The organism is Streptomyces sp. CNH189, from assembly GCF_000527195.1.
The window spans coordinates 208,090-229,669 of sequence record NZ_AZUS01000009.1 but is presented as its reverse complement, the minus strand read 5'-3'; the positions used below and the strand labels follow the sequence as shown (position 1 = coordinate 229,669).

Here is a 21,580-nt window from a genome sequence, read left to right as displayed (position 1 = left end):
GCGCACCCACCCCCTTTAATAGTCGTACTGACTATTAAAGGGGGTGGACGTCGTGCCGGCCGGCTACGACAAGCACGCCTTCGAGCCCTTCGCCGTGACCGTCGACCTCGCCGTGTTCACGATGCGCGAGGGCGCGCTGCACGTCCTGCTCGTCGAACGCGGCGAGGAACCGTACGCCGGGCGCTGGGCGCTGCCCGGCGGCTTCCTGCGGCCCGACGAGTCCGCGGAGCGCGCCGCCCGGCGCGAACTGGGCGAGGAGACCGGCCTGACGGACGTCTCCGTGCCGCACCTGGAGCAGCTGCGCACCTACAGCGAGCCCGGGCGGGACCCCCGGATGCGGGTGGTGTCCGTGGCCTTCGCCGCCCTGCTGCCGGACGCTCCGGAGGCGCACGGCGGCGGTGACGCGGCCCAGGCCCGCTGGACGCCGTACGACGCGGCGCGGGACCTGGCTTTCGACCACGACCGGATCCTCGCCGACGCGCGGGACCGGGTCGGCGCCAAGCTGGAGTACACCGGGCTCGCCACCGCGTTCTGCCCGCCCGAGTTCACCCTCGGCGAGCTCCAGCACGTCTACGAGACCGTCTGGGGCACGGCCCTGGACCGCCCCAACTTCCGGCGCAAGGTGCTCGCCACCCCCGGCTTCGTCGAGGCCGTGCCCGGCGCCGCGCGCCTCACCGGAGGCCGGGGCAAGCCCGCCGCGCTGTACCGCGCGGGCACCGCCGCGGCCCTCCACCCGCCCCTGCTCCGGCCGACCCCGGAAGGACGTCCCGCATGACCACGACCACCGTCACCAAGCGCGCCGCGACCGGAGCGCTCACCGGACTCGCCCTCGGGGACGCGCTGGGCTTCCCCACCGAGTTCAACGACGTCCCGTCGATCCTCGCCACGTTCGGCCCCTGGCGCGGGATGGACCTGCCCCGGCCGGCGATCGTCACCGACGACACGCAGATGACCCTCGCGCTCGGCCGGGGACTGCGCACCGCCATGGACCGGGGGACGCTCACGCCGAAGCGGCTGGAACGGCCGGTGCGCGAGGAGTTCGTGGAATGGTGGCGTTCGCCGGAGAACAACCGCGCCCCGGGCAACACCTGCCTGAAGGCCTGCCACTTGCTGTCCCGCGAGGACCGGCCCTGGCAGGACGCCAGCCAGATCCACTCCAAGGGCTGCGGCGCCAACATGCGCGTCGCCCCGATCGGCCTGGCCCCCGGACTCACCGACGAACAGCGCGCCGGCGCCGCCCAGTTGCAGTCCGCCCTCACCCACGGGCACCCCACCGCGCTCGCCGCCTCCGACCTCACCGCGCACGCCGTGCGGCTGCTCGCCCAGGGCGCCGAACCGACCGGCCTGATCGGCCTGCTGCGCTCCTACGCCTACGAGAACCGCACCCGCTACCACGAGTTCTGGCTCGGCGACCTGTGGACCCGCGCCCAGGACCCCTCCCCGGAACACTTCATCGCGCGCGGCTGGGACGAGTGCCTGGAGATACTCGGCCGCCTCCAGGAGGCCGTACGGACCGTCTCGCCGGAGACCGACCCGTGCCTGGCCACCGGCGAGGGCTGGATCGCGGAGGAGGCCCTGGCCACCGGCCTGCTCTGCTTCCTCCTCTTCGTCGACGAGCCCGTCACCGCCCTGCGCCGCGCCGCCTGCACGGCCGGCGACTCCGACTCCGTCGCCTGCCTCGCGGGCGCCTTCGCCGGCGCGTACCTGGGCGCGGACGCCTGGCCCGCCGACTGGGCGGACCGCATCGAGTACCGCGACGAACTGCTGACCCTCGGCACGCTCTGGGACGCTTGAGCGATGACCGACACCCTCGACCTCGACCTGCGCCCGGTGATCGCCCAGCAGCCCGACCCGGTGGTGTTCGCCACGGTCTCCGGCGCGCACCTCTACGGCTTCCCGTCCCGCGACTCGGACGTGGACCTGCGGGGCGCCCACCTGCTGCCGGCCGCCGCCCTCGTCGGACTGCGCGAACCGGACGAGACCCGGTCCAGGATGTGGGTGCGGGACGGCGTCGAGATGGACCTCGTCACCCACGACCTGCGCAAGTTCGTCCGCCTGATGCTGCGGCGCAACGGCTACGTCCTGGAACAGCTGCTCTCCCCGCTGGTCGTGCACACCACCGAGGCGCACCGGGAGCTGGTCGCACTGGCGCCCGGGGTGCTCACCAGCCACCACGCCCACCACTACCGGGGGTTCGCGGGCACCCAGTGGCGGCTGTTCGAGAGGACCGGCGAGCTGAAACCGCTGCTGTACACCTTCCGGGTGCTGCTCACCGGCATCCACCTGATGCGGGCCGGGGAGGTGCGGGCGCATCTGCCCACGCTGACCGGGGAGGTGCCGGAAGCACCGGCGTACCTGCCGGAGCTGATCGACGCCAAGTCGGAGCGGGAGCACGGGGGCGCCGACGTCGACCGGGACCGGGTGCGGCAGGACGTGGAGCGGCTGCACGGGGTGCTGGACGCGGCACAGGCCGCGTCAGGTCTGCCCGACGCGCCCAGGGGACACGACGCCCTGCACGACCTGCTCGTCCGGGTACGGCTGGAGGGCTGACGCGCGGCGGGTGCGGACGAGGAAGTCCTCCACCCGCCGGCGGTCCGGCTCCTCGGGCAGGGGACCGCGTGCGGCGGCGTCCTCGGCCTCCCGCGTCAGGCGGTTCATCCGGGCCTCCACCTCGGGCCACGGCACCTCGCCGCGCTTCACCTCGAGCAGTTCCTCGCGGCGGTCGCCCACGTCGACCGTGAGGACACCCGTGCGGAGCAGGTCGCGGGCGGTCATCAGCAGGCGGAGCAGGTGCATGGCGTGCTTCCAGCGCGGGGCGCCGTGGGTGCGGACGTCGGCGTCCAGCTTGCGACGCTGGCCGTGGGCGTACCGGACGAACGTCTCGTGGACCCTGCGGGAGAGGAACGCGTCACGCAGCGACAGCAGCTCACGGCCGGTGGCGTCGGCGTACTCCACCAGCGGGGAGTGCAGGCACTCCAGGATGTTGGGGTTGCCACGCAGCGCCAGCTCGCAGAAGCGCTCCAGCTCCCAGCTGAACTGCTCCTCGGCCGGTCCCTCGACATGCGTGGGCGGCTTCTCGAAGCCCCAGAACAGGGGAGTGGGCGCCAGGAACACGCCCCGGAGGTCGGTGTCACTGGCCTCCGTGGCCAGACCGAAGGCACGCGAGCCCATGACGCAGGCGTAGATCGTGTGGTTCGTCACCAGGCTCTCGGGGCGCATGCGGGGGAGCGTACGCGGAGGATCACGCCCGGCGGACCGTATTTCCGTCCACCGTGATCCGCTCCTCGGGCAGCGGCCGGGTCGCCGGGCCCCGCTCCACCGAGCCGTCGGCGATACGGAAGCGGCTGCCGTGACACGGGCAGTTGATCGTGCCGTCCGAGACGTCGGAGACCAGGCACCGCTGATGGGTGCAGATCGCCGAGAACGCCTTGAACTCACCCTCCTCGGGCTGGGTGACCACGATCTCCTCCGCCCCGAGGACCCTGCCCCCGCCCACCGGCACGTCCGCCACCGGCAGCAGCTCCTGCCCGGGCGTCCCCTCACCTTCCGCGGTGTCCGAGGGTGTACCGGCCCCGCCGTCCTCCGTCCCACAGCCCACGGTCAGCGCCGCCGCGCCCGATGCGAGCAGAACGGTGCGCCGCGTCGCCCGTGTCGTCATGTCGTCACTCCCCAGATCGCCTCGCCGCATCCTGACACCGAATACGGCGCAGGAGAAGCAAAAACGGCACAACGTCACCCACCGCGCATATCGCCCGTCTCAGCGGGCGGGCGCCCCGCACCGGTCCGGCCCGCTCCTGACTACGCTGGACGACCGAACAGCCTTTACGCACGTCAGCAAGGAGCATCGTCGTGGCGGTACGCGCGGTCCGGGGGGCCGTCCAGTTGGAGCGGGACGAGGCCGGACACATGGAGGAGCAGGTCGGCGCCCTGCTCACCGCCGTGCTGGAGCGCAACGAGCTGCACACGGACGACCTGATCAGCATCTGGTTCACGGCCACGCCCGACCTGCACTGCGACTTCCCGGCCGCCGCCGCCCGCAAGCTGGGCATCGCCGACGTCCCTCTGATCTGCGCCCAGGAACTCGACATCGAGGGCGCCATGCCCCGCGTCGTCCGCCTCCTCGCGCACATCGAGTCCGACCGGCCCCGCGCCGACATCGCCCACGTGTACCTCGGTGCCGCGGCCGCCCTGCGCAAGGACATCGCCCAGTGAGAACCGCCCTCGTCATCGGCACCGGACTGATCGGCACGTCCGCCGCCCTCGCCCTGTCCCAGCGGGGCGTCGCCGTCCACCTCGCCGACCACGACCCCGAGCAGGCCCGCACCGCCGCCGCCCTCGGCGCCGGCACCGACGAGGCGCCCGACGGCCCCGTGGACCTCGCGATCGTCGCCGCCCCGCCCGCGCACGTCGCCGACGTGCTCGCGGACGTCATGCGGCGCGGTCTGGCGCGCGGTTACATCGACGTCGCCAGCGTCAAGGGCGGTCCGCGCCGCGAGCTCCAGGCACGCGGACTCGACCTGACCCCGTACCTCGGCACCCACCCCATGTCCGGCCGGGAGAAGTCCGGCCCGCTGGCCGCCACCGGCGACCTCTTCGAGGGCCGCCCCTGGGTGCTCACCCCCACCCGTGACACCGACACGGAGGTCCTCAACCTCGCCCTGGAGCTGGTCTCCCACTGCCGTGCCGTGCCGGTCGTCATGGACGCCGACGCCCACGACCGCGCCGTGGCCCTCGTCTCCCACATGCCGCACCTGGTGTCCAGCATGGTCGCCGCCCGCCTGGAGCACGCCGACGAGGCCGCCGTACGACTGTGCGGCCAGGGCATCCGGGACGTGACCCGGATCGCCGCCTCCGACCCGCGGATGTGGATCGACATCCTCTCCGCCAACCCCGGCCCGGTCGCCGACCTGCTCACCGACGTCGCCGCCGACCTGGAGGAGACCGTCCGCGCCCTGCGCGCCCTGGAGTCCTCCGACGAGGACAAGCGCCACGAGGGCACCACGGGCATCGAGCACATGCTGCGCCGCGGCAACGCCGGCCAGGTCCGCGTCCCCGGCAAGCACGGCTCCGCGCCGCGCGTCTACGAGATCGTCGCCGTGCTCATCGACGACCAGCCGGGCCAGCTCGCCCGCATCTTCGCCGACGCCGAGCGCGCCGGCGTCAACATCGAGGACGTCCGCATCGAGCACGCCACCGGACAGCAGGCCGGTCTCATCCAGCTCATGGTGGAGCCCAAGGCGGCCCCGGTCCTCAGCGCCGCCCTGCGGGAGCGGGGCTGGGCGATCCGGCAGTGACCACCGCCTCCCCGGGCAGGGGAGGACGTCCGCATGTCGGAGGGGTTCCCGGGAGCCAGTAATCTGGTGCGGGGCGTGTCCACGCCCCGCACACCCCACCCCAGCGCACCAGGAAGGTGTTCCTCCGTGGAAAACGGCGCCGCCAAGCCCGTGATCGTCGCCATCGACGGTCCCTCCGGCACGGGCAAGTCGAGCACGTCGAAGGCCGTGGCGGCGCAGCTCGGGCTGAGCTACCTGGACACCGGCGCCCAGTACCGGGCGATCACCTGGTGGATGGTGACCAACGGCATCGACATAGCGGACCCGTCCGCGATCGCCGCCACGGCCGGCAAGCCCGAGATCCTCTCCGGCACCGACCCCACGGGCCCGACGATCACGGTCGACGGGGTGGACGTGGCCGGCCCGATCCGCGAGCAGGACGTCACCTCCAAGGTCAGCGCGGTCAGCGCGGTGCCCGAGGTGCGCGCCCGGATCACCGAGCTGCAGCGTGCCATCGCCGCCTCCGCCGTCACCGGCATCGTCGTCGAGGGCCGCGACATCGGCACCACGGTGCTGCCCGACGCCGACCTGAAGATCTTCCTGACCGCCTCGGCGGAGGCCCGCGCCGCCCGCCGCAGCGGCGAGCTCAAGGGCGCCGACCTGCACACCACCCGTGAGGCCCTGATCAAGCGGGACGCGGCCGACTCCAGCCGCAAGACCTCCCCGCTCGCCAAGGCCGACGACGCCGTCGAGGTGGACACCACCGACCTGACCCTGCAGCAGGTCATCGAGTGTGTCGTCACCCTCGTCGAGGAGAAGCGGGCCGGAAAGTGACCGACGTTCCCTCGATGCGGGGCGCCGAGGTCGGGCGGCGCATCGGCGTCGGCCTGATGTTCGGGCTGTGGAAGCCGCGTGTGCTGGGCTCCTGGCGGGTCCCCGCGTCCGGCCCGGTGATCTTCGCCGTGAACCACTCGCACAACATCGACGGCCCCATGGTCATGGGCGTGGCGCCCCGGCCGACGCACTTCCTGATCAAGAAGGAGGCGTTCGTCGGCCCGCTCGACCCGTTCCTGACCGGCATCGGCCAGCTGAAGGTCGACCGGCACTCCACCGACCGCACGGCCATCGCCCGGGCGCTGGGCGTGCTGGAGCAGGGCGGCGTCCTCGGCATCTTCCCCGAGGGCACCCGCGGCGAGGGCGACTTCGCCTCGATACGCGCCGGCCTCGCGTACTTCGCGGTGCGCAGCGGGGCGCCGATCGTGCCGGTCGCCGTCCTGGGAAGTTCCGACCGGCCCGGCCGGTTGATAAAGGCGCTGCCCCCGCTGCGCTCCCGCGTCGACGTCGTCTTCGGCGACCCGTTCGAGGCGGGCGACAGCAGCGGGAGGCGCACGCGCAAGGCACTGGACGAGGCCACCGCACGCATCCAGAAGCAGCTCACGGCCCACCTGGAAAACGCCAGGCGTCTCACCGGCCGCTGAGCGACACTTGAGTAGTGGATCTCCGTCACCACGGGGTTCCACCGATCACCACGATGAACGAGGTACCGACTTCATGAACGACCACATCGAGCCCGGCGGCTCGGACGCGCACGACGCTGCGCACGAGCACGATCACGGGGCGCTGGGCGATGCCGAGTTCGCGGAGTTCATGGAGCTCGCCGCGGAGGAGGGCTTCGACCTCGAGGACGTCGAGGGCGCCATCGAGGAGGCGGGCCACGGCCCGCTGCCGGTGCTCGCCGTCGTCGGCCGCCCCAACGTCGGCAAGTCGACCCTGGTGAACCGCATCATCGGCCGCCGCGAGGCGGTCGTCGAGGACAAGCCGGGCGTCACCCGCGACCGCGTCACCTACGAGGCCGAGTGGGCGGGCCGCCGCTTCAAGGTCGTCGACACCGGCGGCTGGGAGCAGGACGTCCTCGGCATCGACGCCTCCGTCGCCGCCCAGGCCGAGTACGCCATCGAGGCGGCCGACGCGGTCGTCTTCGTGGTGGACGCCAAGGTCGGCGCCACCGACACCGACGAGGCCGTGGTCCGCCTGCTGCGCAAGGCGGGCAAGCCGGTCGTGCTGTGCGCCAACAAGGTGGACGGCCCGAGCGGCGAGGCGGACGCGTCCTACCTGTGGTCGCTGGGCCTCGGCGAGCCGCACCCCGTCTCCGCCCTGCACGGCCGCGGCACCGGCGACATGCTGGACAAGGTCCTGGAGGCGCTGCCGGAGGCCCCGGCGCAGAGGTTCGGCGCCGCCCTCGGCGGTCCGCGCCGGATCGCCCTGATCGGCCGGCCCAACGTCGGCAAGTCCTCGCTGCTGAACAAGGTCGCGGGCGAGGAGCGGGTCGTCGTCAACGAACTCGCCGGCACCACCCGTGACCCGGTCGACGAGATCATCGAACTCGGCGGCAAGACCTGGAAGTTCGTCGACACGGCGGGCATCCGCAAGCGGGTCCACCTCCAGCAGGGCGCCGACTACTACGCCTCGCTGCGCACCGCCGCCGCCGTCGAGAAGGCCGAGGTGGCGGTCGTCCTGATCGACGGCTCCGAGTCCATCTCGGTGCAGGACCAGCGCATCGTCACCATGGCCGTCGAGGCGGGCCGCGCGCTCGTCCTGGCGTACAACAAGTGGGACACCCTCGACGAGGAGCGCCGCTACTACCTGGAGCGGGAGATCGAGACCGAGCTCGGCCAGGTCGCCTGGGCGCCCCGGGTGAACGTCTCGGCCCTCACCGGCCGCCACATGGAGAAGCTCGTCCCGGCGATCGAGACGGCCCTGGCGGGCTGGGAGACCCGGGTCCCGACGGGCCGCCTCAACGCCTTCCTGGGCGAGCTGGTCGCCGCCCACCCGCACCCGGTGCGAGGCGGCAAGCAGCCGCGCATCCTGTTCGGAACCCAGGCGGGCACCAAGCCGCCGCGGTTCGTGCTGTTCGCCTCCGGCTTCATCGAGGCGGGGTACCGGCGCTTCATCGAACGCCGGCTGCGCGAGGAGTTCGGCTTCGAGGGCACCCCGATCCACATCTCGGTGCGGGTGCGCGAGAAGCGCGGCAAGAAGAAGTAGCCCTCGGCCGGGCACGGCGAAGGGGCGGTCCCGATAACGGGACCGCCCCTTCGTCCGTCTGCTGTGCTCCTCAGACGCCGCTGCGGGGGGCCGGGGGCAGTCCGGCCGGCACGTGGTGCATCTCGGAGCCGCCCCGGCCGACCGCGCCCACGCGCTGCCACTGCGGGGGCTCGGCGGCGTGCCGGGCGAGGGACGCGGTGAAGGACCCGGGACTGTGATCCCGGTACCCGCCCGTACTCGGGATGTTCCCGAAGGCGGTGAACCCCCAGTCCTCCTCGCCGCTGCGGTCGCCCGGCAGCGTACGGAAGGACTTGACGTACTCGGTGTAGAGAGCGTCGTAGATCGGCGTGGCCGAGTGGCCGCTCCGGGAGTCCCGCGCCGGGCGCACGGGGGCGGGAACCGAGGCGAGGGACTGGCGGCGGGGAGCGTCATATGCGTGCACGTATGTCCAAACGACCCCGTGCCACAAGGGATGCGGCCCCCCACAAGTTTTCGCAGGCTGCGCCCCTGAGGGGCGCGGGGAACCGCGCGCCCAGCCCTCACCGTCGGGCCACCCGAGACCGCACCCCAGCCACCCCTCAGGGGCGCGGGGAACTGCGCGCCCAGCCTCCACCGGCCGCCGGCCGAAGAAACACGCCCCCGCGCCGGGCCCACGCTCGCCGGGATCAGATCCCGGCGAGCGGCAGCGCGGACGCCACCAGCTTCCCGTTGGCCGCGGCCTTGTCCAGCGCGTCCCGCAGTAGATCCTCCCGCGGCTGACGCCCGATGGAGCCGACCGGAGCGGCGAACATCAGCACCTGCTGGTGCTTGTTCGCGGCCGCCCGCCACCCGTCGGTGACCTGGAGCGGCTGGTGGGCCTGCCACCAGGCCACCGGACGCCCGCCGTTGGGGCTCGGCTGGAGCACGGCGTGCAGCTGTCCCGCGGCGAGCAGCACCGACCAGCCGTGCAGCACCGGCGGTACGCCCGCCAGCTCGGTCAGCGGCATGAACCCCTGCTCGATCAGCAGCGGCAGGAAGTCGTCGCCGGAGCCGAGCGACCCGGGCCGGGCGACCGGAGCGGTCGGCTCGACCACCAGGGCCGGGTGCAACTCGCCCTGGAGCAGCACCAGTCCGCTGGTCACCCCGAGAACGGCCTGCTCGGGCACGAGGTTCGCGGCCGGCTGCTGCTGCGGCGGCTGCTGCACAGCCTCGTACTGCTGCTGCTGCAGCGGCGGCTGCTGAGGCTGTGGCGACTGGTACTGCTGCTGCGGCTCCGCCCCCGTGCCGCCGATGGCCCGCACAGCGCCCTGGAGCTGCTCCTCGGTGACCTGGACGACCTGCGAGGGCAGGCAGGTGGCGTGGGCGAAGGCGAGCACGGCGGTCTCGTCCCCGATGAACAGGACGGTGCTGGTGCGCTCCTGCGCCGAGTCGCCCTGAGTGCGGCAGGAGGTGCAGTCGTAACTGCCCGGGGCGGACTCTCCGGCGAGCAGACGGGCTGCTTCTTCGTCGCCGATCTCGGCGCGTACCTCGTCGCTGACGTCGAGCATGCGCGGCACGGGTGGCTCCTCGGGATGCGGTGCGTGGCGAGGCCGGGTGGCTCCCGGCCCGTGGTCCGGGTGGGTCCCCGGCTCATGAAGAAGACAACGGGCGATCTGTGGCGGGAGTAACGCCCTACGGCGAACGGAATCGAACCATCCAGCGCACGGGTTCACGGTCGGTGCGGAATGCGGCACTTACCGTCAACCCCCCTTACGTGCGCGGGCGTTGAAGGGGTGGAGTGGCTCTCGGCGGAAGCGGGCTCCTGGTCGACAAATCCGGAAATCAGCGAATGAAGGGGGTGGCTGAAAATCGCCGCTGCTCCCGGGTGTCGCCGTCGTGTGCACCGAGCGCCGCTCGGGTGCGTCCCGCCCGGGGGGAGCCCGGGCCCTCGGGACGGACCCCCTCGCCCGGGTGTACGGACCTCACCGGCCTGCCGGAGGGGCCCGTGGATGTCCGCGCCCTCGACCCGGGCAGGCCATGTGACGGAATTGCGCATGTCTTGTGCGCATCGGTTGTGCGAGCCGGCCGGGTGCGACGGCGAATTCATCCCGAGGTGCACGCAATACCGTCGCGTCGCTTTCCTTACGGAGTTTGCCGGGGTGATGGCACGGCGCGCGGGAATTACACCCGAATGGTTCCGGGAGTGGCAGGGAACCGCTCATTCGAGTGACGGCCGTCCGTACGCCGCTGTCGTGATCCTGTGACACAAGTGTGACCGCGCGCCCTCCGGCCCCTCGGCTTCCGGTGCGGACTTCCGTGCTCGCGGAGCAGGGCATAGCGTGGCCGCATGGCACCCATTCCGACACCCCCCGCGGAACCTCAGGACAGTCCGGACGCCTATGTCGGCCTCACCGCCGACCGGGCCGAACATCTCGCGCGCGAGCGCGGCTGGTCCGCGGTGCGGGCACTGGCGCCGGGAACTGTGATCACCATGGAGTACCGCGTGGGCCGGCTGAACTTCGAGGTGAAGGACGGCCGGGTGGCGCGGGCCTGGAAGGGCTGAGAGACGGCGAAGGCCCCGGTCCGTGAGGGGACCGAGGCCTTCGCCGTGCTCGTCGGACCGTCAGGGGCGCGGTGCCGGTGTCGTACCGCGCGGGTGCCGCTCCGTGTGCTGTGGGCGCCGGCTGCCCGCGGGCGTCACCGGGGAGCGCTCGGCGCGACTGGTGTGCGGACCGGGCGCCAGGTAGACGGGCGACCGGGCCGCGCGGCCGGCCGGGACCGTCTCGTGCGCCGTCGTCCCGGCGCGCTCGGCGAGCGGCCTGAGCACGACGGGCCGGCCCGCGGGGGCGGGCACCTTGGCCGGGGTGCGGCGGCGGTCACGCAGACGGTCGCGCACGGCGAGGATGCGGGCCTCGGCCCAGGTGATCACCGGCTCGAACCACGGCAGCGCCAGCAGGATCAGCAGGCCCGCCGCCCAGCCCAGTACCACGTCGCTCAGCCAGTGGGTCCCGATGTAGACGGTGGACATGCCGACGCCGAGGGAGGTCACCGCGGACAGCGCGGACAGCCAGCGGCGGGCCCGCGGAGTCGAGGCCAGATAGGCCAGAATGCCCCAGGTCACCACGGCGTTCGCAGTGTGACCGCTGGGAAATATATCGCCGCCGAGCCACATCTCGTTCGAGCCGATCTCGGTCGCGTAGTGCGGTCCGAGTCTTCCCATGCCGTACTTGGCGGCACCCACGGTGATGTTGAGCAGCAGCAGGGAGACGCCGAGGGCGAGCAGCGGGCGCAGCGTGTGCTGCCGCCAGGAGCGCCAGCCCAGCCAGGCGGCGACCATCACGGCGGTGGGGCCGCGCTGGCCGAGCACCACGTAGTAGTCGACGAAGGCGTGCAGCTCCGGCCACTGCTGGTAGGGGCGGAAGAACATCACCTGCCAGTCCAGGCGGACCAGCCAGGAGGTGACCACCACGGCCCACACGATCGCCCCGTAGAAGGCCAGGGTGGCGCCGAGGAGCACCATCCGGTGCCGGCTCATTCGCGGCATGCCGACGTGAGCCGGTCGCTCCGGCTCACGGTCCAGCCTCGCGAACACCCGGTCCAGACGGGTGTGACTCCGTTCGGTACGCACCCAATCGACGTTACAGCGAGTGAGTGCGGAACCCTGACGAATCAGCGGCTTTGTGATGACGATGTGATGTGGCATTCCTCTCAGCCGCGCCTTTATTTCAGGCGAATCCGAACCCCCGCACGTAATTGTTTTGCTCATGTCGTGCGCCCGGATTATCGGGCTTATGAATTGGTTCACCGGGGGCTCGTGCGGAATTTCCGTGGTGCTCACCGCCCGGCCGCACGGCGGGTCAGGGCGGCCCGGACCCGTTCAGCCAGAAGGCGCCGTACACCGCCGAGGCCGCCGCGACCGCCCCCACGACCCGCACCAGGCGGGGCGTGCGCGCCCGCGCCAGGAGCAGGGCGAGCGGCAGCAGCAGGGGGAAGGCGGGCATCAGCAGCCGCGGTTTGGAGCCGAAGTAGCTCGACGCGCACAGGGCCAGCGCGGTGACCACACCGGCGTACACCAGCAGCGGGAGCGGCTGCCGCTGCCGCACGCAGAGCACGTAGAGCCACACCACCAGGCCCACGCCGGCCAGCAGTGCCACACCGGCGAGCGCCGACGGGAAGGACGTGAACCGGGCGGCGACGAAGTGGGCGAAGGCGTAGCCGCCGTCGAAGCCGTTGCGCCAGCCCGCCTGCACGTCGAGATAGCCCAGGGGGCCGTTCCCGGTCCGGTGGCCGACCCACAGGACGTAACCGGCGGCTCCGAGGGGCGCGAGCAGCATCCCGGTCCCCCGGCGCAGGCGGACACCGGGGGCGCCCGGCCCGTCCGGCGCGCCGCCGGAAGCGCCCGTGCGCGGGCCGGCCGTCGGCGTACCGGCGCGACCGCCCTCGCGCGCGCCGTCCCCCGGCAGCGCACTGCCACCCCCCACGAAGGAGGTGCCGTCCGACGCCGGCCCGCCGCGCTCCCGTACGAAGACGCCGTCCGACTCCGGCCCGCCGCGCTCCCGTACGAACGCGACGACGCCCGCCGCCCACACCGCCGCGACCACCGCGAGTCCCACCGGCCGGGTCAGCCCCGCCAGCCCCGCCAGCACACCCGCCGTCACCCAGCGCCCGGTCAGCACCGCGTACAGCGCCCAGGCCGCGAGCGCCGTGAACAGGGACTCGCTGTACGCCATCGACTGCACGATCCCGACCGGCAGCACCGCCCACAGCAACACCGCGCACACCCCGGCCCGCCGCCCGTACACGTGGTCGGCCACCGCGAAGATCCCCCACGCCGCGGCCAGTGAGGCGAGCAGGCTCACCACGAAGCCGCCGTCGGCGTACGACAGCGGGGACACCGCCGCCGCCAGCCGCTCCAGCCACGGCAGCAGCGGGAAGAACGCCAGGTTGGAGTGCACGTCGCCGCCTGGGAGCCGCACCTCGTAGCCGTACCCCAGTTCGGCGACCCGGGTGTACCAGAGGGAGTCCCAGCGGGCGGTCAGCAAGGTGTACGCGCTCTTGCCGCGCGCCTCGCTCCACACGGCCAGGACGACCAGGCCCAGGGCGCGCACGGCGGCGTACCCGAGGAGAGCCGGGGCGGCCCGGCGCAGTGCTCCGCGGCGGGCCACGGCGGCGCGCGTCTCGAGATCGTTCACGCGCCGATTATCGACCCGGCCCGCAACCGGACCGCCCACGGCGGCGTGCGGACCGGACGAGCGGTGTGCGGACCGGACGAGCGGTGTGCGGACCGGACGAGCGGTGTGCGGACCGGACGAGCGGTGTGCGGACCGGACGAGAGGAGTGGTGTACGCCACACCGATCCGCCACGAGGTTGAGAGGCTCACCACTCGACCTCAGCGTTCCCTCGCGTACTCTGACGTGTCACTCGCCGTTCGCTGCGCGGGCCGGGGACGACCGCTCCTCTCCGGCCGCGTCACGGGGGAGTCCCCCACCCCGTGAGCCCGCCGTACCGCGAGGGAACATCTGGGAGGTACGTACATGTCCGGGACGACCACGGCCGCCGCGCTGCGCCGTAGGGCGGCCGGGGCCGGTGCCAACCGCTGGGTGGTGCTCGTCGTCCTCTGCGTCAGCCTGCTGCTGGTCGCCGTCGACGCCACCGTGCTGCACGTGGCGGTCCCCGCCGTCACGGAGGACCTCAAGCCCGGCGCCGTGGAACTGCTCTGGATCGTCGACGCCTATCCGCTGGTCTGCGCCTCGCTGCTGATCCTGTTCGGCACCCTGGGCGACCGGGTCGGCCGCAGACGCGTCCTCCTCCTCGGCTACACCCTGTTCGGCGTGGCCTCGGCCCTGGCGGCCTTCGCGGGCAACGCCGAGCTGCTGATCGCCGCGCGGGCGCTGCTCGGTGTCGGCGGCGCGATGATCATGCCGGCCACGCTGTCGATCCTGCGCCAGGTCTTCCCCGACCGACGCGAGCGGGCGCTCGCCATCGGCATCTGGAGCGCCGTCGCCGCCGTGGGCGCCGCGGTCGGTCCGCTGCTCGGCGGCTTTCTGCTGGAGCACTTCTGGTGGGGCTCGGTCTTCCTGGTCAACATCCCGCTGATGCTGGTCAGCCTCCCCGTCGGGCGGATCCTGCTGCCCGAGTCGAAGGGCGACGGCAACGGCCCCTGGGACGTGGTCGGCGCGCTCACGGCCGCCGTCGGCCTCTTCGCGGTGGTCCTCGGCGTGAAGCAGCTCGGCGGCGGTGAGACCGGCCCGGGCACCTTCCTGCCGCTGGTCGCCGGAGTGGCCCTGCTGGTGGTGTTCGTACGCCGGCAGCGCCGACGTGCGCACCCCCTGATCGACCTGCGGATGTTCGCCCGGCCCGCGTTCAGCACCTCGGTGTGCTGCATCGTCCTGGCGATGCTCGCCCTGGTCGGTCTGGAGCTGATCGCGGCGCAGTACCTCCAGCTCGTGCTGGGACTGTCCCCGCTGGAGACCGGGCTGCGGCTGCTGCCGCTCACCGTCGCAGCGATGGCGGCGGGACTGGCCGGGGCGCGGGCGCTGCGCCGGTTCGGCCCGCGCCGCATGGTCTCCTTCGGCTTCTGCCTCACGGCCGGTGCGGTGGTGATGCTGACCGCGATGGGCGGCCAGGACAACGCCCCGCTGCTGCTCGGCGGCTTCGTCCTGCTCGGCTTCGGCCTGGAGACCACCCTGTTCGGCGCCTACGAGTCGATGCTCAGCGAGGCGCCGCAGGAGCAGGCCGGCGGGGCGGCGGCGATCGGCGAGACCTCCTACCAGCTCGGCGCCGGCATCGGCATCGCGCTGCTCGGCAGCGTGATGAACGGGGCGTACGCGCCCGGCCTCGCCCAGGTCCCCGGGGTGCCCGCCCCGGCGTCCGACGCGGCGGCGCACTCGCTGGGCGAGGCGTACGAGGTGGCGGCACGGCTCGGCGGCCCCGCGGGGGAGGCGCTGCGGCTCGCGGCGCGCCACTCCTTCGTGCACGGGCTGCATGTGACGCTGCTGGTCAGTGCGGGTCTGCTGCTGGCCGGGGCGGCGATGGCACTGCGGCTGCCGCGGGTGATGCAGTGCGAGACCACACCCGGGACGACCCCCGGAGCCGTTTCCGGGACCACCCCCACGACCGGTCCCGGGGCCGCCCCGGAGACCACCGCGCAGGCCGGCCCGGGTGGCGGCCCCGCGCCGATGCCCGCACCCCGGAAGGCCGCGGAATCCCGCGGGCCCGGCCTGAAGGTGTGAGCCACGCCCGAACCGCCCGGGGTGGACGCCGGAGGGACGGCGACGTAACGTCGCCCCGAGCCTGACTAGCAGTGCTAGTCGTGCACGTCGACGTCCCGGCCGACCAGCCCTCGGAGGGTGCCCCCATGTCCGCGTCCGCGAAGCCGCCCGCGTTCGATCCTGCCGACCCCCTCGGCCTCGACGACCTGCTGGAGCCGGAGGACCTGGCGATCCGGGACACGGTGCGCGGCTGGGCGGCGGACCGCGTGCTGCCGTACGTCGCCGACTGGTACGAGAAGGGCGAACTGCCCGGCATCCGGGACCTGGCCCGGGAGCTCGGCGGGATCGGCGCGCTCGGCATGTCCCTCGACGGCTACGGGTGCGCGGGCGCGAGCGCCGTGCAGTACGGGCTGGCCTGTCTGGAGCTGGAGGCGGCCGACTCCGGGATCCGCTCCCTGGTCTCCGTGCAGGGATCGCTCGCCATGTACGCCATCCACCGCTTCGGCAGCGAGGAGCAGAAGCAGCAGTGGCTGCCCCGGATGGCGGCCGGCGAGGTCATCGGCTGCTTCGGGCTCACCGAACCCGACCACGGCTCCGACCCGGGCTCGATGCGCACCTACGCCAAGAAGGACGGCACCGACTGGGTGCTCAACGGCCGCAAGATGTGGATCACCAACGGGTCCGTCGCCGGGGTCGCCGTGGTGTGGGCGCAGACCGACGACGGCATCCGCGGCTTCGCCGTGCCGACCGACGCCCCGGGCTTCTCGGCCCCGGAGATCAAGCACAAGTGGTCCCTGCGCGCCTCCGTCACCAGCGAACTCGTCATGGACGACGTACGGCTGCCCGCCGACGCGGTGCTGCCGGAGGTGACCGGGCTGAAGGGGCCGCTGAGCTGTCTGTCGCACGCCCGGTACGGGATCGTGTGGGGCTCGATGGGCGCCGCGCGGAGCTCCTTCGAGGCGGCGGTCGACTACGCCAAGTCACGGGAGCAGTTCGGGCGGCCCATCGGCGGTTTCCAGCTCACCCAGGCCAAGCTCGCCGACATGGCGGTGGAACTGCACAAGGGGATCCTGCTCGCCCACCATCTGGGGCGGCGGATGGACGCCGGCCGCCTGCGTCCCGAGCAGATCAGCTTCGGCAAGCTCAACAATGTGCGTGAGGCCATCGACATCTGCCGCACGGCCCGGACGATCCTCGGGGCCAACGGGATCTCGCTCGAATACCCGGTGATGCGGCACGCGACGAACCTGGAGTCGGTGCTCACCTACGAGGGCACCGTCGAGATGCACCAGCTCGTGCTGGGCAAGGCGCTCACCGGAATCGACGCGTTCCGGTAGGACCACGCCTGCGGGGGCGGGGCCGGCGAGCGGCCCCGCCTCAGCTCTGGTTGAAGAAACCGTCGGTGCGGTGCGCGGCCGGTTCGCCGCTGACCACCTCGGTGTCGGCCGGGCTGAGCAGGAAGACCCGGTTGGAGACCCGCTCGATCGAGCCGCGCAGACCGAAGATCAGGCCCGCCGCGAAGTCGACGACGCGCTTGGCGTCGGTGGCGTCCATGGCCGTGAGGTTCATGATGACCGGCACGCCCTCGCGGAACAGCTCACCGATGGCGCGGGCGTCCCGGAAGCTGTCCGGGGTGATCGTGCCGATCCGGCGGCCCCGCTCCTCGGCGGCGTCCGCGGCCACCTTGACCCGCGGATCGGTGACCCATGCCTCCCCGGGCTCGGTCCCGTCGGAGTAGTCGTCGTCGTAGTAACGCTCGTCTTCGTTGTCGTCGACGAGGCCAAGCCAGGCACTCGCCTTGCGTACCGATCCCATGGACGCCTCCTCTCACAGCGGTCTTTCGTGCTTTCCGCATCCCTATGGTCGTCCATGATGCGGAGGGTGCGCCAAGTGGATAGACGCCGCGCGGGGGGTTTGTGACGGTACTGGTGCACAGCGAATCCGTCGAGAGTCCTGGTTTCCCAAGGGCCCTGACGTAAACGGCTGCTGACTGTGAGTGAAATATGATTCTACGCGGCGTACGGGTGATGAAGGGCGCATACGGGTGAACGCCGTGACCGATACGATGCCGCCGCTGAACGTCGCACGCATGCACGGGGGAACGTCGTGTTCGGAATCGTCAGGCCCTGCCGTCACCGGCTGGGCGAGAAGCTCACCGCCCAGTGGACGGCCCATCTCTGCGGTCTGTGTCTGGCACTGCGCGGGGACCACGGACAGCTCGCGCGGATCGTCACCAACTACGACGGACTGCTGGTCTCCGTCCTGACGGAGGCTCAGTCGGACGCCGGTGGCGCGAAACGGCGCACCGCGGGCCCCTGTCCGCTGCGCGGCATGCGCACCGCGTCCGTCGCCCACGGTGAGGGCGCGCGGCTGGCCGCGGCCGTCTCCCTCGTCCTGGCTTCCGCCAAGGTGCGCGACCATGTCGCCGACGGGGACGGGCTGCTGGCCCGCCGTCCGGTGGCGGTCGCCGCCCGCCGGCTCGCGGCGAGCTGGGACCGGGCCGGCGCCCGGACCGGCTCCGACCTCGGCTTCGACACCGCGGTCCTCGTCGACGCGGTGGACCGGCAGACCGGCATCGAGACCCTGGCCGGATTCGGCACCCCGATCCTCACCGTCACCGAGCCGACCGAGACCGCGACCGCGGCGGCCTTCGCGCACACCGCGGTGCTGGCCGGACGGTCCGGCAACGCGGCGCCGCTCGCGGAGGCGGGGCGGCTCTTCGGGCGCCTCGCACATCTGCTGGACGCCGTGGAGGACCGGGAGGCCGACGCCGCCTCCGGCGCCTGGAACCCGCTCACCGCCACCGGCACCCCGCTGGAGGAGGCCCGGCGGCTCGCCGACGACGCGGTGCACGGCATCCGTCTCGCCCTGCGCGAGGTCGAGTTCACGGACGGGGGTCTCGCCCACCGGCTTCTCGTGCATGAACTCCCCGACTCCGTCCGACGTGCCTTCGGTACGCCCTCCTGTGCCCACGGTTCGCACCCTTACGCCCCTCCTGGTGCTCCTGGTGCTCCGGGCGCCCCGACGCCCCCCGAGCCGCCGCGCCGCGACCGGCGCGGGCTGCTGGCGGGGTGCGCCGTGTGGCTGGGACTCGCCTGTACGTGCCAGATGTGCTGCGGGACCTACGAGGATCCGTGGACGCGGGAGCGCAAGGAAGGCTGTGCCAACAACTGCGACTGTGACTGCTGCGAGTGCTGTGACTGCTGCAGCTGCTGTGGGGAGGACGGCGGGTGCGGCGGGTGCGACTGCGGGTGCGACTGCTGAGCGGGAGGCGGGTGTCGCCGGGCGGGTGCCGTGCGGCACTGAGCGGAATCCAGCCATCCTGTTCCTTGTTCGACCGGTCGACACCGGGGTGTGACGACCGGTAACGCGATGTCGGGCGGGGAGCAACTCGACTACTCGTCCCTAAAGCACAGGCCAAAAGGCACCCTTGCGCCGAACGGTCGGGCGGCCGAATACTCGCCGCAGCGCTTGTCAGGGGCACGTCGGGTTCGGAATCCGAACGCGTCGGGTCTCCTGACTGCGCCTCACGGGCCCACAAACCCCACGAGGGCCCCCTACTTCCTTTGTGGAGGAACGAAAAGTGAGGATCAAGCGCACCACCCCTCGCAGCGGCATCACGAGACGGACTCGGCTGATCGCCGTCTCCACCGGCCTCGTGGCCGCCGCCGCAATCGCGATCCCCAGCGCGAACGCGGCCGACACCCCCACCACCTTCAGCTCCTCCGCGCTCAAGAGCGCGAGCAGCTCGGTGCTGAAGGCCGACATCCCGGGCACCGCCTGGGCCGTCGACAGCAAGACCAACCGGGTCGTCGTGACCGTCGACAGCACCGTCTCCCAGGCCGAGATCAACAAGATCAAGCAGCAGGCCGGGGACAACGCCGAGGCGATCACCGTCAAGCGCACCCCGGGTCAGTTCACCAAGCTCATCCAGGGCGGCGACGCCATCTACGCGAGCAGCTGGCGCTGCTCCCTCGGCTTCAACGTCCGCAGCAGCAGCGGGGTCGAGTACTTCCTGACCGCCGGTCACTGCACCGACGGTGCGGGCACCTGGTACTCCAACTCCGCGCGCACCACGGCCATCGGTACGACGGCCGGATCCAGCTTCCCGGGCAACGACTACGGCATCGTCCGGTACACCGGCTCCGTCAGCCGGCCCGGCACCGCGAACGGCGTGGACATCACCCGCGCGGCCACCCCGAGCGTGGGCACCACGGTCATCCGTGACGGCTCCACCACCGGTACGCACAGCGGCCGGGTCACCGCGCTCAACGCGACCGTCAACTACGGCGGCGGCGACATCGTCTCCGGTCTCATCCAGACCACGGTCTGCGCCGAGCCCGGCGACTCCGGCGGCGCGCTCTACGGCAGCAACGGCACCGCGTACGGTCTGACCTCTGGCGGCAGCGGCAACTGCTCCTCCGGCGGTACGACCTTCTTCCAGCCGGTGACCGAGGCCCTGAGCGCCTACGGGGTCAGCGTCTACTAGGACGCCCACCGGCGACGCCGGTCCCCGAGGCTCCGTCAGGAGCCGGCAGCCCGACGAGCCCCCGCACGCGATCCGCGTGCGGGGGCTCGTCCCTGTCCGGGGCCGGCGTCGCAACCGGTGCGGACGCAACGCCCGCTCGCCACGCCCCGGCCGGATCCCGACCGCGAGGGGGGTGATTTTCGGCCACACCACGAACGGGTGTACCGTACCGGGAGTTACGCCGGTGTGTCGTTTGCAGTGCGAACCGCCGCCCGTGTCCATGAACTGTCAGGACATAGAGGGCGCACGCCTCTTGTCGTACGCGCGTCCTGAAGTCGACCTTGTGTGCTCCCTGTGAGGTTCGGAAGAGTAGGCGCCGTTCAACCGGCACGGGCGTGGCTTTTGTTGTGCGTCACCCCCGTGGCCGTACGCCTTCCGGTCCGGTGGGGTCCCCACAACCACCCCGGGCCGTCCCCCCACAGGAGGACGTAAGTTGAAGCACCGACGCATACCCAGGCGCCGTGCCGTCATGGCGGGTGCGGGCATCGCCGCACTGGCCGCGGGCGCGGTCACCTTCCAGACTGCGAACGCCAGCGAGGTCCCGGCCGGCGCCGCGCCCCGCACCCTCTCGGTCCAGGCGGCCGGAAATCTCGCCTCGACGCTGCTCCAGGACCTGGGCACCGACGCGGCGGGAACGTACTACGACGCGAAGACCAAGAGCCTCGTGGTGAACGTGCTCGACGAGACCGCGGCCGAGGCCGTCACGTCGGCCGGGGCGCAGGCGAGAGTCGTGGCGAACTCCCTCGCCGATCTCAAGAGCGCGCGCACCACCCTCCAGCAGGACGCCACGATCCCGGGCACCTCCTGGGTGACCGACCCGGTCTCCAACAGGGTCGTCGTCACGGCGGACCGCACGGTCTCCAAGGCCGAGTGGGCCAAGCTCACCCAGGTCGTCGAAGGGCTCGGCGCCAAGGCCGAACTCAAGCGCACCAAGGGCGAGTACAAGCCCTTCATCGCGGGCGGCGACGCCATCACCGGCAACGGCGGGCGCTGCTCGCTCGGCTTCAACGTGACCAAGGGCGGCGAGCCGCACTTCCTCACCGCGGGCCACTGCACCGAGGGAATCTCGACGTGGTCGGACTCCTCGGGCAACGTGATCGGTGAGAACGCCGCGTCCAGCTTCCCGGGCGACGACTACGGCCTGGTCAAGTACACGGCCGACGTGGCCCACCCGAGCGAGGTGAACCTCTACAACGGCTCCTCGCAGTCCATCGGCGGCGCCGCCGAGGCCACCGTCGGCATGCAGGTGACCCGCAGCGGCTCCACCACCCAGGTGCACTCCGGCACGATCACCGGCCTGGACGCCACCGTGAACTACGGCAACGGCGACATCGTCAACGGTCTGATCCAGACCGACGTCTGCGCCGAGCCCGGCGACAGCGGCGGCTCGCTCTTCTCGGGCAACAGCGCGGTCGGCCTCACCTCCGGAGGCAGCGGCGACTGCTCCTCGGGCGGCGAGACCTTCTTCCAGCCCGTGACGGAGGCGCTGTCGGCCACCGGTACGCAGATCGGCTGAGCCCGCTCCGGCAGTACGACGTCCCGTCCCTCCACCGCGGAGGGGCGGGAC

General features: G+C 72.3%; 21 protein-coding genes. 14 read left to right on the top strand and 7 right to left on the bottom strand.

All coding sequences use genetic code 11. The features are described from left to right. Positions 1-43: 43 nt before the first annotated feature. The 3 genes from B100_RS0115155 to B100_RS0115145 are packed head-to-tail and all read left to right on the top strand — an operon-like array spanning position 44 to position 2,550. Positions 44-775, top strand: coding sequence for an NUDIX hydrolase (locus tag B100_RS0115155; RefSeq protein WP_024885292.1), 732 nt, complete (start codon positions 44-46; stop codon positions 773-775). After that, positions 772-1,794: an ADP-ribosylglycohydrolase family protein gene (locus B100_RS0115150; protein WP_024885291.1), complete on the top strand. Its 1,023-nt coding sequence runs from the start codon at positions 772-774 to the stop codon at positions 1,792-1,794. The genes B100_RS0115155 and B100_RS0115150 overlap by 4 nt, the downstream gene beginning before the upstream one ends. 3 nt (positions 1,795-1,797) lie before the next feature. After that, the gene (locus B100_RS0115145; protein WP_024885290.1) at positions 1,798-2,550 is read left to right on the top strand and encodes a DNA polymerase beta superfamily protein; all 753 of its coding nucleotides are present in this window, start codon (positions 1,798-1,800) and stop codon (positions 2,548-2,550) included. On the opposite strand, the gene B100_RS0115140 is transcribed toward B100_RS0115145, so the two are convergent. After that, positions 2,476-3,219: a DNA polymerase beta superfamily protein gene (locus B100_RS0115140; protein ID WP_024885289.1), complete on the bottom strand. Its 744-nt coding sequence runs from the start codon at positions 3,217-3,219 to the stop codon at positions 2,476-2,478. The two genes, B100_RS0115145 and B100_RS0115140, sit on opposite strands and share 75 nt — an antisense overlap. Positions 3,220-3,241: 22 nt before the next feature. After that, the gene (locus B100_RS0115135; RefSeq protein ID WP_024885288.1) at positions 3,242-3,658 is read right to left on the bottom strand and encodes a Rieske (2Fe-2S) protein; all 417 of its coding nucleotides are present in this window, start codon (positions 3,656-3,658) and stop codon (positions 3,242-3,244) included. A 191-nt stretch (positions 3,659-3,849) separates the two neighbouring features. On the opposite strand from B100_RS0115135, the gene aroH reads away from it, so the two are divergent. The 5 genes from aroH (at position 3,850) to der (ending at position 8,315) form a co-directional block, all read left to right on the top strand. Then, the gene (gene aroH, locus B100_RS0115130; protein WP_024885287.1) at positions 3,850-4,212 is read left to right on the top strand and encodes a chorismate mutase; all 363 of its coding nucleotides are present in this window, start codon (positions 3,850-3,852) and stop codon (positions 4,210-4,212) included. Beyond that, positions 4,209-5,294 carry a prephenate dehydrogenase gene (locus tag B100_RS0115125; RefSeq protein WP_024885286.1) on the top strand — a complete coding sequence of 362 codons (1,086 nt, stop codon included), beginning with the start codon at positions 4,209-4,211 and terminating at the stop codon, positions 5,292-5,294. The genes aroH and B100_RS0115125 overlap by 4 nt, the downstream gene beginning before the upstream one ends. A 126-nt stretch (positions 5,295-5,420) precedes the next feature. After that, the gene (cmk, locus tag B100_RS0115120; protein WP_024885285.1) at positions 5,421-6,107 is read left to right on the top strand and encodes a (d)CMP kinase; all 687 of its coding nucleotides are present in this window, start codon (positions 5,421-5,423) and stop codon (positions 6,105-6,107) included. Next, positions 6,104-6,751 (top strand): lysophospholipid acyltransferase family protein, encoded by a 648-nt coding sequence (locus B100_RS0115115; protein WP_024885284.1) that lies wholly within the window; start codon positions 6,104-6,106, stop codon positions 6,749-6,751. Before cmk ends, B100_RS0115115 begins: the two co-directional genes overlap by 4 nt. Positions 6,752-6,824: 73 nt before the next feature. Beyond that, positions 6,825-8,315, top strand: coding sequence for a ribosome biogenesis GTPase Der (gene der, locus B100_RS0115110; RefSeq protein WP_024885283.1), 1,491 nt, complete (start codon positions 6,825-6,827; stop codon positions 8,313-8,315). Positions 8,316-8,385: 70 nt separating this feature from the next. Here der and B100_RS0115105 read toward each other — a convergent pair whose 3' ends face one another. Together B100_RS0115105 and B100_RS0115100 are read right to left on the bottom strand one after the other, a co-directional pair. Further along, a complete protein-coding gene (locus B100_RS0115105; RefSeq protein ID WP_024885282.1) occupies positions 8,386-8,757 on the bottom strand; it encodes a hypothetical protein in 372 nt (123 codons plus the stop codon). 223 nt (positions 8,758-8,980) lie between these two features. Beyond that, on the bottom strand, positions 8,981-9,850 hold the full coding sequence (locus B100_RS0115100; RefSeq protein WP_024885281.1) for a hypothetical protein: 870 nt from the start codon (positions 9,848-9,850) through the stop codon (positions 8,981-8,983). Between the two features lie 770 nt (positions 9,851-10,620). On the opposite strand from B100_RS0115100, the gene B100_RS0115095 reads away from it, so the two are divergent. Further along, positions 10,621-10,836, top strand: coding sequence for an I78 family peptidase inhibitor (locus B100_RS0115095; RefSeq protein ID WP_024885280.1), 216 nt, complete (start codon positions 10,621-10,623; stop codon positions 10,834-10,836). Between the two features lie 60 nt (positions 10,837-10,896). On the opposite strand, the gene B100_RS0115090 is transcribed toward B100_RS0115095, so the two are convergent. Next, positions 10,897-11,901, bottom strand: a complete 1,005-nt coding sequence (locus tag B100_RS0115090) for a phosphatase PAP2 family protein (protein WP_024885279.1) — start codon at positions 11,899-11,901, stop codon at positions 10,897-10,899. A gap of 229 nt (positions 11,902-12,130) precedes the next feature. Then, positions 12,131-13,465, bottom strand: coding sequence for a glycosyltransferase family 39 protein (locus B100_RS0115085; protein WP_024885278.1), 1,335 nt, complete (start codon positions 13,463-13,465; stop codon positions 12,131-12,133). 343 nt (positions 13,466-13,808) lie between these two features. Between B100_RS0115085 and B100_RS0115080 the strand changes: the two genes are divergently transcribed. Both B100_RS0115080 and B100_RS0115075 read left to right on the top strand, forming a co-directional pair. Then, positions 13,809-15,506 (top strand): MFS transporter, encoded by a 1,698-nt coding sequence (locus tag B100_RS0115080; protein ID WP_024885277.1) that lies wholly within the window; start codon positions 13,809-13,811, stop codon positions 15,504-15,506. 125 nt (positions 15,507-15,631) lie between these two features. Further along, positions 15,632-16,822, top strand: coding sequence for an acyl-CoA dehydrogenase family protein (locus B100_RS0115075; protein ID WP_024885276.1), 1,191 nt, complete (start codon positions 15,632-15,634; stop codon positions 16,820-16,822). Between the two features lie 40 nt (positions 16,823-16,862). Here the strand turns inward: B100_RS0115075 and B100_RS0115070 are convergent, their stop codons facing one another. Next, entirely contained in the window at positions 16,863-17,300 is a 438-nt protein-coding gene (locus B100_RS0115070) for a cell division protein SepF (protein WP_024885275.1), read from the bottom strand. Positions 17,301-17,591: 291 nt separating this feature from the next. On the opposite strand from B100_RS0115070, the gene B100_RS0115065 reads away from it, so the two are divergent. The 3 genes from B100_RS0115065 (at position 17,592) to B100_RS0115055 (ending at position 21,529) form a co-directional block, all read left to right on the top strand. Beyond that, positions 17,592-18,749, top strand: a complete 1,158-nt coding sequence (locus tag B100_RS0115065) for a DUF5685 family protein (protein ID WP_024885274.1) — start codon at positions 17,592-17,594, stop codon at positions 18,747-18,749. A gap of 319 nt (positions 18,750-19,068) precedes the next feature. After that, positions 19,069-19,974: a S1 family peptidase gene (locus B100_RS0115060; RefSeq protein ID WP_024885273.1), complete on the top strand. Its 906-nt coding sequence runs from the start codon at positions 19,069-19,071 to the stop codon at positions 19,972-19,974. Between the two features lie 472 nt (positions 19,975-20,446). After that, entirely contained in the window at positions 20,447-21,529 is a 1,083-nt protein-coding gene (locus B100_RS0115055) for a S1 family peptidase (RefSeq protein ID WP_106967003.1), read from the top strand. The last annotated feature ends 51 nt before the right edge of the window (positions 21,530-21,580 follow it).

Coding starts and splice junctions, on each gene's coding strand:
- B100_RS0115070 (WP_024885275.1), bottom strand. CDS start 17,300: ATGGGATCGGTACGCAAGGCGAGTGCCTGGCTTGGCCTCGTCGACGAC.
- B100_RS0115080 (WP_024885277.1), top strand. CDS start 13,809: ATGTCCGGGACGACCACGGCCGCCGCGCTGCGCCGTAGGGCGGCCGGG.
- B100_RS0115145 (WP_024885290.1), top strand. CDS start 1,798: ATGACCGACACCCTCGACCTCGACCTGCGCCCGGTGATCGCCCAGCAG.
- B100_RS0115095 (WP_024885280.1), top strand. CDS start 10,621: ATGGCACCCATTCCGACACCCCCCGCGGAACCTCAGGACAGTCCGGAC.
- B100_RS0115135 (WP_024885288.1), bottom strand. CDS start 3,658: ATGACGACACGGGCGACGCGGCGCACCGTTCTGCTCGCATCGGGCGCG.
- der (WP_024885283.1), top strand. CDS start 6,825: ATGAACGACCACATCGAGCCCGGCGGCTCGGACGCGCACGACGCTGCG.
- B100_RS0115140 (WP_024885289.1), bottom strand. CDS start 3,219: ATGCGCCCCGAGAGCCTGGTGACGAACCACACGATCTACGCCTGCGTC.
- B100_RS0115075 (WP_024885276.1), top strand. CDS start 15,632: ATGTCCGCGTCCGCGAAGCCGCCCGCGTTCGATCCTGCCGACCCCCTC.
- B100_RS0115150 (WP_024885291.1), top strand. CDS start 772: ATGACCACGACCACCGTCACCAAGCGCGCCGCGACCGGAGCGCTCACC.